The sequence below is a fragment of the Geodermatophilus amargosae genome (genome assembly GCF_900116515.1).
Taxonomy (GTDB): Bacteria; Actinomycetota; Actinomycetes; order Mycobacteriales; family Geodermatophilaceae; genus Geodermatophilus; species Geodermatophilus amargosae.
This window is the reverse complement of sequence record NZ_FPBA01000010.1, coordinates 147,043-159,516: the sequence shown is the minus strand read 5'-3', so window position 1 is coordinate 159,516 and position 12,474 is coordinate 147,043. Positions and strand designations below refer to the sequence as shown.

10 protein-coding genes are annotated in these 12,474 nt (G+C 74.3%); 2 read left to right on the top strand and 8 right to left on the bottom strand.

What is annotated here, in order from left to right; translation table 11 throughout:
• Window positions 1-2: 2 nt before the first annotated feature.
• Window positions 3-1,106 (bottom strand): histidinol-phosphate transaminase, encoded by a 1,104-nt coding sequence (locus tag BM414_RS14940; protein WP_093580361.1) that lies wholly within the window; start codon window positions 1,104-1,106, stop codon window positions 3-5.
• Window positions 1,103-2,407, bottom strand: coding sequence for a histidinol dehydrogenase (gene hisD, locus BM414_RS14935; RefSeq protein WP_093580359.1), 1,305 nt, complete (start codon window positions 2,405-2,407; stop codon window positions 1,103-1,105). The genes BM414_RS14940 and hisD overlap by 4 nt, the downstream gene beginning before the upstream one ends.
• Window positions 2,408-2,523: 116 nt before the next feature.
• Between hisD and BM414_RS14930 the strand changes: the two genes are divergently transcribed.
• Window positions 2,524-3,369, top strand: coding sequence for an LON peptidase substrate-binding domain-containing protein (locus tag BM414_RS14930; protein ID WP_093580357.1), 846 nt, complete (start codon window positions 2,524-2,526; stop codon window positions 3,367-3,369).
• Here BM414_RS14930 and BM414_RS14925 read toward each other — a convergent pair.
• From BM414_RS14925 to lspA, 6 genes are all read right to left on the bottom strand, one after another.
• A complete protein-coding gene (locus BM414_RS14925; protein ID WP_093580355.1) occupies window positions 3,366-3,998 on the bottom strand; it encodes a DUF2567 domain-containing protein in 633 nt (210 codons plus the stop codon). The two genes, BM414_RS14930 and BM414_RS14925, sit on opposite strands and share 4 nt — an antisense overlap.
• A gap of 35 nt (window positions 3,999-4,033) precedes the next feature.
• Complete coding sequence (gene dnaE, locus BM414_RS14920; protein ID WP_217644732.1) at window positions 4,034-7,594, bottom strand: DNA polymerase III subunit alpha; 3,561 nt, start codon at window positions 7,592-7,594, stop codon at window positions 4,034-4,036.
• Between the two features lie 215 nt (window positions 7,595-7,809).
• Window positions 7,810-8,262 (bottom strand): GNAT family N-acetyltransferase, encoded by a 453-nt coding sequence (locus BM414_RS14915; protein ID WP_093580353.1) that lies wholly within the window; start codon window positions 8,260-8,262, stop codon window positions 7,810-7,812.
• Window positions 8,259-9,065 carry a CPBP family intramembrane glutamic endopeptidase gene (locus tag BM414_RS14910; RefSeq protein WP_093580351.1) on the bottom strand — a complete coding sequence of 269 codons (807 nt, stop codon included), beginning with the start codon at window positions 9,063-9,065 and terminating at the stop codon, window positions 8,259-8,261. The genes BM414_RS14915 and BM414_RS14910 overlap by 4 nt, the downstream gene beginning before the upstream one ends.
• A 29-nt stretch (window positions 9,066-9,094) precedes the next feature.
• A complete protein-coding gene (locus BM414_RS14905) occupies window positions 9,095-10,030 on the bottom strand; it encodes an RluA family pseudouridine synthase (RefSeq protein ID WP_217644731.1) in 936 nt (311 codons plus the stop codon).
• Between the two features lie 26 nt (window positions 10,031-10,056).
• On the bottom strand, window positions 10,057-10,776 hold the full coding sequence (lspA, locus tag BM414_RS14900) for a signal peptidase II (RefSeq protein WP_245784747.1): 720 nt from the start codon (window positions 10,774-10,776) through the stop codon (window positions 10,057-10,059).
• A gap of 104 nt (window positions 10,777-10,880) precedes the next feature.
• Here lspA and mqo point away from each other — a divergent pair, with 104 nt between their 5' ends.
• The gene (gene mqo / locus BM414_RS14895; protein WP_093580349.1) at window positions 10,881-12,374 is read left to right on the top strand and encodes a malate dehydrogenase (quinone); all 1,494 of its coding nucleotides are present in this window, start codon (window positions 10,881-10,883) and stop codon (window positions 12,372-12,374) included.
• Window positions 12,375-12,474: the final 100 nt, after the last annotated feature.

The window sequence follows — 12,474 nt, the reverse complement described above, 5'->3', positions numbered from 1 at the left end:
TCTCAGTCTCCCAGGCGGTGGTCGGGGGCGACCTCACCCAGCGCGGTGAGGAAGGCGTCGGTCTCCGCAGGCGTGCCGGCGGTGACCCGCAGCCAGCCGGGGATGCCGACGTCGCGGACGAGGACGTCGTGCTCGAGCAGCGCCTTCCAGGCGGCCGGGGCGTCGGCGAACCGGCCGAACAGGACGAAGTTGGCGTCGCTGGGCACGCTGGTCAGCCCGAGCGAGGGCAGCGTGGCGACGATCCGGTCGCGCTGCTCCTTGACCGCGTCGACGGTGGCCAGCAGCGCGTCGGTGTGCGCGAGCGCGGCGCGGGCGGCGGCCTGGGTCAGCGAGGACAGGTGGTAGGGCAGCCGGACCAGCTGCAGCGCGTCGACGACGGCGGGGTCGGCGGCGAGGTAGCCCAGCCGCAGGCCCGCCATGCCGAACGCCTTGCTCATCGTGCGGCTGACCAGCAGCCGCGGCCGGCCGGGCAGCAGGGTCAGCGCCGACGGCGTCCCGGTGCGCGCGAACTCCGCATACGCCTCGTCGACGACGAGCACGCCCTCGGTGGCGTCGTAGAGCTCGGTGACCGTCTCGAGCGCGACGGCGGTGCCGGTGGGGTTGTTCGGGCTGGTCACGAACACGACGTCGGGGCGGACCTCGCGCACCTGCGCGACGGCCGCGGCGGGATCGATGGTGAAGTCCGCGCGCCGGTGCCCGTCGACCCACGCGGTCCCGGTGCCGGCCGAGATGATCGGGTGCATCGAGTACGACGGCGTGAAGCCCAGCGCCGTCCGTCCGGCCCCGCCGAAGGCCTGCAGGACCTGCTGCAGGACCTCGTTGGAGCCGTTGGCCGCCCAGACCTGCGCCGGCTCGACCCGCTCCCCGCCGCGCGACAGGTAGGCGGCGAGGTCGGTGCGCAGCGCGACGGCGTCGCGGTCGGGGTACCGGTTGAGCTCCAGCGCCGCGTGCCCCAGTGCCTCCCCGAGGGTGGCGAGCAGCTCGGCGGGCAGCGGGTGCGGGTTCTCGTTGGTGTTGAGGCGGTGGGCGACCTGCAGCTGCGGGGCGCCGTAGGGGGTGCGGCCGCGCAGCTCCGGCCGCAGCGGGAGCGCGTCGAGAGGCGTCACTGCTGCTGCCGGAGCCGGACGGCGGCCGCGTGCGCGGGCAGGTCCTCGGCGTGGGCGAGGGCGTCGACGTGCCCGGCCACCTCGGCGAGGGCCTGCTCGTCGTACTCGACCAGGTGGATGCCGCGCAGGAACGTCTGCACCGACAGGCCCGACGAGTGCCGCGCGCAGCCCCCGGTGGGCAGCACGTGGTTGGAGCCGGCGATGTAGTCGCCCAGCGACACCGGCGACCAGGCGCCGACGAACACCGCACCGGCGTTGCGCACCCGCATCGCCACCCCGCGGGCGTCGCGGGTCTGGATCTCCAGGTGCTCGGCGGCGTAGGCGTCGACCACCGCGAGGCCGGCGTCGACGTCGTCGACCAGGACGACGCCCGACTGGCTGCCGTCGAGCGCGGTGAGGATGCGGTCGGAGTGCTTGGTGGCCGCGACCTGGCCGGGCACGAGGTCGAGGACGGCGTCGGCGAGCTGCTCGCTGGTGGTCACCAGGACCGCGCCGGCCAGCGGGTCGTGCTCGGCCTGGCTGATCAGGTCGGCGGCGACGTGCACCGGGTCGGCGGTGTCGTCGGCGAGGATGGCGACCTCGGTCGGGCCGGCCTCGGAGTCGATGCCGATGAGCCCGCGCAGCAGCCGCTTGGCGGCGGTGACGTAGACGTTGCCCGGGCCGGTGACCAGGTCGACCGGCTCGCAGGACCCGGCGCCGTAGCCGAAGACGGCGATCGCCTGCGCCCCGCCGACGGCGTAGACCTCGTCGACGCCGAGCAGCGCGCACGCGGCCAGCACGCCGGGGTCGGGCAGGCCGCCGTGGTCGCGCTGCGGCGGGGAGGCGACGGCGATCGACGGCACGCCGGCGATCTGCGCCGGGACGACGTTCATGACGACGCTGGACAGCAGCGGGGCCAGGCCGCCGGGCACGTACAGCCCCACGCGGCGCACCGGCACCCAGCGCTCGGTGACCGTGCCGCCGCGGACGACCTGGGTGGTGACGTCACTGCGGGCCTGGTCGGCGTGCACCCGGCGCACCCGGGCGATCGACTGCTCGAGCGCGGCGCGCACGGCCGGCTCCAGGCCGTCGAGCGCGGCCCGGATGGCCTCGGCCGGGACGGCGAAGTCCTCGGCGTCGACGCCGTCGAGGCGGGCGGTGATCTCGCGGACCGCCTGGGCGCCGCGGACGCGCACGTCCTCGCACAGCGGGCGCACGGTGGCCAGGACGGCGTCGATGTCGGTGGCGGCGCGCGGCAGCAGGCCGGCCAGGTCGCGGACCCCCGGCAGCGCGGAACCGCGCAGGTCGATGCGGGCGAGCACGGGCGGGCCTCCGGGGACGACGAGCGGGGGGACGGCGACCCCCGAGGGTAGTCGGGGCGCCGCGGCGGCCTGCCGCCAGCGCCCGGGCCCGCGCCGACCCCTCTAGTCTCGGCTGCGTGGGCGACCTCATCCCGCTGTTCCCGCTCGGGTCGCCGCTGTTCCCCGGGATCGTGCTGCCGCTGCAGGTCTTCGAGCCCCGGTACCGGGTGCTGGTGCAGGACCTGCTGGCCCTGCCCGAGGACGGCGACCGGCGGTTCTTCGGGGTGGTCGCCATCCGCCAGGGCTGGGAGGTCGAGCGGGTCGCCCCCGCCGAGGCGCTCTACGACGTCGGCTGCACCGCGCGGGTGCAGGTGGTCCGGCCCCAGCCCGACGGCGGGTTCCGGATCGTCACCGTGGGCGGGGACCGGTTCCGGCTGCTCGACGTCCTGGTCGGCGGCGGTGCCGGGGAGGACGCCGAGAGTGCTCCGCCCTACCTGCGCGCCGAGGTGGAGTGGCTGGCCGACGAGGAGGCCGCCGAGGAGGCGGCCGGCGACCAGGAGCAGGTGCTCGGAGGACCGCCCGCCGCCGGGCTCGACGAGGGCCTGGTCGCCGAGGCGGCCCGCGGGTCGCTCGGCCTGCTCGAGCGCGGGGTGGGCCGGCTGTTCACCCGCTACGTCACCGCCGTCGCCGGGCTGCAGACCGGCCGCGAGGAGACCGCGGTCGCCGGCGAGGCGGAGGAGCTGGGCGGCGCGGCGGCGCTGCTCGACGCGGTGGCCGGGGACCCGCGGGCACTGTCGTACCTGGTGGCGTCAGCGGCGCTGCTGACCACCGAGGACCGGCAGGCGCTGCTGGCCGAGTCGGCGACCCGCCGCCGGCTGCTGACCGAGACGCGGATGCTGCGCCGGGAACTGACCCTGCTGAAGACGGTCGGGGCGGTCCCGGCGCCCCTGCAGCAGTTCGCCGGCCCGCTCAGCCTGAACTAGGCGCGGGTCTCGCCGCGGCCCAGGTCGTCGGCGCTGGAGAACAGCGCGGCGACCACGTAGACGAGCAGCGCGGTGAACGGGGCCACCGCCAGCGCCGGGAGGCTGGAGAGGTCCAGGCCGGTGGTGACGTAGGCGCCGACGTCGCCGAGCTGGGCCGCGGTGGGCCCGGGCGCGAGCAGCTCCCCCAGCTGCCAGGCCAGGACGGCGGCCAGTGCGGTGCCGGCCGCGGTGGCCACGAGGGTGACCACCCCCCGCCGGCGGCGCATCGCCCAGGCGATGCCCCCGGCGAGCAGCCCGAGGCCGGCGAGGACGAGGACGAGCACCGAGTCGTCGGCGACCAGCAGCTCGGCCGACGGGTTGCCCACCGGCACCGCGCCGCCCTTGACGACCTCGAACCGGGCGCGCGGGGCCAGCCACACCCACAGCAGGCCGGCCGGGATCCCGGCGACGGCGAGGGCGAGCGCCCACACCACGGCCCCGCGCAGGTCCCGCCGCACCTCGGCGAGGACCGCGCCGGCGACCGGCCAGGCCGGCACCGCGACGGCGCCGGTGCCGGCGCGGGCGGTGTTCGTCATCACCGCGCCGGGCGGGGCGTACGCGCCGTCCGGGAGCGGGGAGGGGCTGCTCACGGACCCCAGTGAACCCCGCCTCCCCGGGTCCTCGCTCACAGGAGGGCGACGCTCGTGGGTCCGAGCAGCGCCTTGATGTCCCCCATCAGCGCGGTGCTCGGCCGCACGCGGAGGCCCTGGTCGAGCCGCAGCACCGTCTCCCGGCCGTTGTTGACCAGCTTCAGGTGCACCTCGGTGGTGCCCGGGTGGCTGCCCAGGACCTCGCGCAGCCGCTCGACCACCGGCGGGGTGCAGCGGGCCGCGGCCATCTGCACCAGCACCGGGCCGCGCGGCCCCTCGGTGAGCTCGGGGACGGTGACCTCCGACCCGAACAGCGAGGGCTGGTCGTCGCGCCGGCTGATCCGGCCCTTGACCACGACGATCTGGTCGCGGACGACCTTCTCCGAGACCTCCGCCCACGTCTTCGGGAAGAACAGCACCTCGATGCCGGACTCGAGGTCCTCCAGCGTGGCGATCGCCCACGGCGCGCCCTGCTTGTTGGTGCGCGGGGAGACCGCGGTGAGGATGCCGGCGATCGTGACGTTGGCGCCGTCCTCCACGCCGCCGGCGTTGATCTCGGCGATCGGGGTGTCGGCGTTGGCCGCCAGCACGTGCTCGACGCCGTGCAGCGGGTGGTCGGAGACGTAGAGGCCGAGCATGTCGCGCTCGAAGACCAGCCGCTCGGACTTCGACCAGTCCGCGGTCGGGACGACGATGTCCAGCGCACCGCCGAACGGGTCGTCGTCGCCGGCGTCGGCACCGAAGCTGCCGAACAGGTCGAACTGCCCCTCGGCCTCCTTGCGCTTGAGCGCCATCGCCGAGTCGACGGCCTGGGCGTGCACGGCCGCGATGCCCTGCCGCGAGTGGCCCATCGAGTCGAACGCGCCGGCCTTGGCGAGGGACTCGATCACCTTCTTGTTGCAGGCGACGGTGTCGATCTTGCGCATGAAGTCGGCGAAGTCCTTGAACGCCCCCTTCTCCTCGCGCGCCCGCACGATCGAGTCGACGACGTTGTGCCCGACGTTGCGCACCGACGCCAGGCCGAAGCGGATGTCGGTGCCGACGGCGGTGAAGTCCCAGGAGGACTCGTTGACGTCCGGCGGGAGCACCTTGATGCCCATCCGCCGGCACTCGGCCAGGTAGACCGGGCGGCGGTCCTTGTCGTCGCCGACGCTGGTGAGCAGCCCGGCCATGTACTCGGCCGGGTAGTTCGCCTTGAGGTACGCCGTCCAGTACGACACCAGCCCGTAGGCGGCCGAGTGGGCCTTGTTGAAGGCGTAGTCGGCGAACGGGACGAGGATGTCCCACAGCGTCTTGATCGCGGCGTCGGAGTAGCCGCGCTCCTTCATGCCGCCCTCGAAGCCGACGAACTCCGCGTCGAGGACCGACTTCTTCTTCTTGCCCATGGCGCGGCGCAGCAGGTCGGCCTTGCCGAGGGAGTACCCGGCGACCTTCTGCGCGATCGCCATGACCTGCTCCTGGTACACGATCAGGCCGTAGGTGCCGCCGAGGATCTCCTCGAGCGGCTCGGCCAGCTCGGGGTGGATCGGCGTGATCTCCTGCTGGCCGTTCTTGCGCAGCGCGTAGTTGGTGTGCGAGTTCGCGCCCATCGGGCCGGGCCGGTAGAGCGCGCCGACGGCGGAGATGTCCTCGAAGTTGTCCGGCCGCATGAGCCGCAGCAGCGAGCGCATCGGCCCGCCGTCGAACTGGAAGACGCCGAGGGTGTCACCGCGGGCCAGCAGCGCGTAGGTGGCCGGGTCGGTGAGGTCCTTGCTGATCTCGTCGAGGTCGATCGGCTCCTTGCCGTTCGCGACGATGTTGCGCAGCGCGTCGTCGATGACCGTGAGGTTGCGCAGCCCCAGGAAGTCCATCTTCAGCAGGCCGAGCGTCTCGCAGGTCGGGTAGTCGAACTGCGTGATGACCGCGCCGTCGGCCTCGCGCCGCATGATCGGGATCGAGTCGATCAGCGGGTAGCGGCCGATGATGACCCCGGCGGCGTGCACGCCCCACTGGCGCTTGAGCCCCTCGAGCTTGCGCGCCTGGTCGACCACCTCGGCCGCGCCCGGGTCGGACTCGTAGCGGGCGCGGAACTCCGCGGCCTCCTTGTAGCGCGGGTGGGCCGGGTCGAAGACCCCCGACAGCGGGATGCCCTTGCCCATCACGTCCGGGGGCATGAGCTTGGTCAGCTCGTCGCCCACCGAGTACGGCCGGTCGAGGACCCGCGCGGCGTCCTTGATCGCGGCCTTGGCCTTGATGGTGCCGTAGGTGACGATCTGGCTGACCCGCTCCTCGCCGTACTTCTGCGAGACGTACTGGATGACCTCGCCGCGGCGGCGGTCGTCGAAGTCGATGTCGACGTCGGGCATGGAGACGCGCTCGGGGTTGAGGAACCGCTCGAAGATCAGCCCGTGCGCCAGCGGGTCGAGGTCGGTGATGCCCATGGCGTAGGCGGCCAGCGAGCCGGCGGCCGAGCCACGGCCGGGCCCCACCCGGATGCCGTTGTCCTTGGCCCAGTTGATGAAGTCGGCGACCACGAGGAAGTACCCCGGGAAGCCCATCTGCGTGATGATCCCGACCTCGTAGTCGGCCTGCTTGCGCACGTGGTCGGGGATGCCGCCCGGCCAGCGCTTGTGCAGGCCGCGCTCGACCTCCTTGACGAACCAGGACGTCTCGTCCTCCCCCGGCGGGAGGGGGAAGCGCGGCATGAGGTCGGCGTTCTCGGTGAAGGACACCTCGCACTGCTCGGCGACCAGCAGCGTGTTGTCGCAGGCCTGGGCCAGGTCACCGGGGAACAGCGCGCGCATCTCCGCGGCGGTCTTCAGGTAGTAGCCGTCCCCGTTGAACTTGAAGCGGTTGGTCTCGTTGAGCCGCGACCCGGTCTGGATGCACAGCAGGGCGTCGTGGGCCTCGGCGTCCTCCTTGTGCGTGTAGTGCAGGTCGTTGGTGGCCAGCAGCGGGATGCCGAGGTCCTTCGCGATCTCCAGCAGCGCGGGGCGGGTCTTCTGCTCGATGGACAGCCCGTGGTCCATCAGCTCGGCGTAGAAGTTCTCCCGCCCGAAGATGTCCTGGAAGTCGGCCGCCGCCTGCCGGGCGCGGTCGTGCTTGCCGGCGCGCAGCCACATGTTGACCTCGCCGGAGGGGCAGCCGGTCGTGGCGATGAGGCCCTTGCCGTAGCGCTCGAGCAGGTCGCGGTCGAAGCGCGGCTTGCGGTACTGCCCCTCGAGGCTGGCCAGCGAGGAGATGCGGAAGAGGTTGTGCATCCCCTCGGTGGTGCGCGCCAGCAGGGTCATGTGGGTGTAGGCGGCCTTGCCCCGGTTGGACCCGCCGTCGCCCTCCTCGTCGATCAGCTTGTCGCCGAAGTCGAACGGGGCGCGGTCGAAGCGCGAGCCGGGCGTGTAGTAGCCCTCCATGCCGATGATCGGCTTCACGCCTGCGCCCTTGGCCTGCTTGTAGAAGTCGTAGGCGCCGAACACGTTGCCGTGGTCGGTCATCGCCAGCGCCGGCATGCCCTGCTCGGCGGCGGCCTTCGTGACCTCGGGGAGCTTCGCCGCCCCGTCGAGCATCGAGTACTCGGTGTGGACGTGCAGGTGCACGAACGAGTCTGACGGGCTGCTCACGGCGGTGCGGTGCTCCTCACGGGTCGTGCTGGCCCGGCCGTCGGGTGCTCCGGCGGGCGACCGGCGGGGAAGACCGGGCGGTGCGGTGCGGGCTCGGGGACGTCCTCCGGCCGGGCGACCGACGCGGTCCGGGCCGGTCCCTGCGATCCTCGCACCGGGGACGTCCTACGCCGAGGGTCTGACAGGACGTGTCTTCTATCCGGGAGAGGCGCCGGTCACGTCCGCAGGGCGCCGTGTCCCAGGAGTAGCCGCATCGTGACGTGCACGATCCCGGCCTCCTCGTACTCGCCGCCGACGGCGGTGTAGCCGGCCCGCTCGTAGAAGCCGCGCGCGGTGACCTGCGCGTGCAGCTCCACCTCGGTCAGCCCCCGGGCGAGGGCCTGCCGGTGCAGCTCGTCGAGCACCGCCGCCCCGTGGCCGCGGCCGCGGACGGCGGCGTCGACGGCCATCCGCCCGACGACCGCCCGCCCGTCGCGCTCGAGGAGGCGGCCGGTGGCCACGACGCGGCCGCCGGCATCCCGGCTGAGCGCGTGGACGGCCGTGGCGTCGGCGGCGTCCCGCTCGACCTCCGGCGGCACGCCCTGCTCCTCGACGAAGACGCGGGTGCGCAGCGCCACCACCTCCGGCCAGTCGGCGGCGGTGGCGACGGCGGCCGTCGCGGCGCTCACGCGAGCGCCCCGCCGGGGGCCCGCGGGGCGTGCAGCACCTCGGGCAGCGCCGACGACGGGACCAGCAGGAACCGCAGGTCGACGGCGGCGTGCAGCAGCACCGGCAGCAGCAGCGACCCCGTCTCCAGGTACAGCGCCGCGAACACCCCGCCGAGGACGCCGGTGAGCACGATCCCGGACAGGCCCTGGTAGGCGTGCGCCAGGCCGAAGGCCACGGCCCCGACGAGGACGAGCACCACGTCGGGCAGGCCGCCGGCGACCGCGGCCACCACCGCGAGGAAGAAGCCGCGGTAGAGCCACTCCTCGCACACCCCCGCGGTGACGCCGACGACCGTGAACAGCCGCCGCTCCGAGCGGCTGCGCGGCAGCAGCGCCAGCGTGGCGTGCACCGGGGGCTCGGCGTGCCGCCCCTCCCCCGGCCGCGGCTGCGTGCTCGCCCGGGCCAGCGCGCCGCCGCGCAGCGCACGGACCGACGCCAGCCCGAGGACCAGGACCAGCACCGCGGCGGCGCCGGTCACCGGGCCCGGCAGCCCCGTGGGCCAGGCCAGCCCGACGGCGGCGGCGTCGACGTCCGTCGCGGCCAGCCAGATGACCAGCGCCAGCAGCGCCAGCCCCCACTCGAGGACCAGCAGCCGCAGGTAGAAGGAGCGGCGCGCGGCCGGGTCCGACCGCAGCCGGCCCTCGAACCGGCGGTGCAGCACGTGCCCGGCCAGCGGCTCGCCGAGGACGAGGTAGACCCCGACGACGACGGCCGAGAGCGCGGCGGGGCCGTAGTCGGCGAGAGAGGTGGGCAGTCCGGTCACGGGCGGCGGTCAGGGCTGCGGGCGCACGGTCAGGACTCGGCGCGCAGGATCGCCAGCGCGCCGGCGAGGTCGGCCGGGTAGTCGCTGGTGAACTCGACCCAGTGGCCGTCGGCGGGGTGGGCAAACCCGAGCCGGACCGCGTGCAGCCACTGCCGGGACACCCCGAGGCGGGCGGCCAGCGTCGGGTCGGCGCCGTAGGTGGTGTCGCCGACGCAGGGGTGGCGCAGCGCGGAGAAGTGCACCCGGATCTGGTGGGTGCGGCCGGTCTCGAGGTGGACGTCGACGAGGCTGGCCGCCGCGAAGGCCTCCACGACCTCGTAGTGGGTGACCGACGGCCGCCCGCCCGAGACGACGGCGAACTTCCAGTCGTGCCGTGGGTGCCGGTCGATCGGGGCGTCGATGGTGCCGCGCGAGGGGTCGGGGTGGCCCTGCACGAGCGCGGAGTAGCCCTTGTCGACGGTCCGCTCCTTGAACGCCGCCTTGAGCACGGTGTAGGCCCGCTCGCTCTTGGCGACGACCATCAGCCCGGTCGTGGCGGCGTCCAGGCGGTGCACCACGCCCTGCCGCTCCGCGGCGCCGGAGGTCGAGATGCGGTAGCCGGCCGCGGTCAGGCCGCCGACGACGGTCGGGCCCTCCCAGCCGGGGCTCGGGTGCGCGGCCACGCCCACCGGCTTGTCCACGACCACCACGTCGTCGTCGTCGTGGACGACGGTGAGGCCGGGCACCGGCTCCGGCGGCGGGGCCTCGACCGGGGGCGGGGGCAGCTCGACCTCCAGCCAGCTGCCGCCGCTGAGCCGGTCGCCCTTGCCGCGCACGCGGCCGTCGACCCACACCTTGTCGGCGTCGGCGAGCTCGGCGGCGACCGTGCGCGAGAGGCCGAACAGCCGCGTCAGCGCCTGGTCGACCCGCTGCCCCTCGAGGCCGTCGGGCACCGGGAGGGCGCGGTGCAGGCCGGGAGCGCTCACGCCCCCATCGTGACAGGTGGGGCTGGTCAGCCGCGGGAGACCGCGTCGTCGCCGCGGTCGCGGGCACGGCTGCCGTCGAACTCGATGCCGCGCAGCGCGAGGACCGCGCCGAGCAGCCCGCCGCAGACGATGGCCGAGTCGGCCACGTTGAAGATCGGGTAGACCTCGCCGTTCGGCGCGAACACCGACACGAAGTCGACGACGCCGCCGCGCAGGAAGCCGGGGTCGCGGAAGACCCGGTCGACGAGGTTGCCCACGGCGCCGCCGAGCACCAGGCCCAGCGCGACCGCCCAGCCGGTGGAGAACAGCCGCCGCGCGGTCCGGACGATGACCACCACGACGACGGCGGCGATCAGCGTGAAGACGACGGTGAAGCCCTCGGCGAAGGAGAACGCCGCGCCGGTGTTGCGCGCGTGCGTGAGGTGGAGCAGGCCACCGAGCAGCCGGATGTTCTCGCCCCGGTCGACGGTGGCGACGACGAGCAGCTTGCTGCCGAGGTCGGCGAGGAAGACCGTCACCGCGAGCAGGGCCAGCAGCCGCGTGCGCGCCCGGCGGACCGGCGCCGCGGCGGCCGCGGCCCCGTCGTCTCCGGCGTCCTCGGGCTGCTCGCTCAGCGGGGGGCTCCTCGTGCTCGCGGTCGTCTCGGGGCGGCCGCTGGTCGGGCGGCCGACGAGGCGACGATAGCCTCGGCCGCCGTGCTCCCCGGGCCGCCGCGCGGCCGTGGCACCGTCCCGCCGGTGAGGCACGTCACCCCTCGGTAGACGAATGTCACACCCCGCCGGGTGCGTGTTCGGCCGCCGTTCGGTCGATCGTCGGAGACGGCGCACGTCCACCCGGCAGGAAGGCAGTCGTGTCCACCGACCTCGGTTCAGCAACCGACCCCGACGTTGTGCTCGTCGGCGGGGGCATCATGAGCGCGACGCTGGCGTCGCTGCTGGGTGTCGTCGCGCCGGAGTGGAGCATCACCGTCTTCGAGTCCGCGACCGAGGTCGCCGGCGAGAGCTCGGACGCGTGGAACAACGCCGGCACCGGGCACGCGGCGCTGTGCGAACTCAACTACACGCCCAGCGGGCCGGACGGCCGGGTCGACACGAGCAAGGCCCGCACCATCAACGAGCAGTTCCAGGTCTCGCGCCAGTTCTGGTCGCACCTGGTGCGCACCGGCCTGACCGGCTCGCCCAAGGACTTCATCTCCCCCGTCCCGCACGTCAGCTTCGTCACCGGCGAGGGCGGCCGCACGTACATGCGCGCGCGCCACGCGGCGCTGTCGGCCGAGCCGTTGTTCGCGGGGCTCGAGTACACCGACGACCCCGCCGAGCTGGCGCAGTGGGTGCCGCTGGTCATGGACGGCCGCGACCCGGCGCAGGCCGTCGCCGCGACCCGCTCGGTCGCCGGGACCGACGTCAACTTCGGCGCCCTGACCCGGCTGCTGCTCGAGCAGGGCGGGGAGCGCGGCGTGCAGGTGCACACCGGCCAGCGGGTCACCGGCCTGGAGAAGCTGGACGACGGGCGCTGGAAGGTCACCGTCACCGACAAGCGGACCGGCGAGGAGCGCTCGGTGCGCACCCGGTTCGTGTTCGTCGGCGCCGGCGGCGGTGCCCTGCCGCTGCTGCAGCGGGCGGCGATCCCCGAGATCCGCGGGTTCGGCGGCTTCCCGGTCAGCGGCCTGTTCCTGCGCACCCGCTCGCCGGAGCTGGTCAGCCGGCACCAGGCCAAGGTCTACGGGCAGGCCGCCGTCGGTGCGCCGCCCATGTCGGTGCCGCACCTGGACCTGCGCCTGGTCGACGGCGAGTACTCGCTCCTGTTCGGTCCCTACGCCGGGTTCTCGCCGAAGTTCCTGAAGGCCGGCTCGATGTTCGACCTGCCGCTGTCGGTCAAGCCGAACAACCTCGGCTCGATGCTGGGCGTGGCGCGCACCGAGATGGCGCTGACCAAGTACCTGGTCACCGAGCTGCTGCAGAACCGCAAGGCCCGCCACCGCACCCTCACGGAGTTCGTGCCGCTGGCCGAGCAGGCCGACTGGGAGATGATCACCGCCGGGCAGCGGGTGCAGGTCATCAAGCAGGACCCGAGGTCGGGCAAGGGCGTGCTGCAGTTCGGCACCGAGCTCATCGTCGGCTCCGACGGCTCGATCGCCGGTCTGCTCGGCGCCTCCCCCGGCGCCTCGACGGCGGTCTCGGCGATGCTCACGCTCGTCCAGAAGGCGTTCCCCGACCGGGTGGCCGCCCGCCGCTCCGCGCTCGAGGAGGCCATCCCCTCCTACGGCCGCGACCTCTCCTCCGACCCGGCCCTGCTGGCCGCCGTCCGCGCGGAGACGATGCAGACCCTCGAGCTCAACGGCTGAGGCCAGGGCCTCCTCCGAGGCCCTCCCGCCGAGCACACGACGAGCGCCCCCTCCGGTCCGCCGGGGGGGGCGTTCGCCGTGTGTCCGGCCCCTGCAGCGG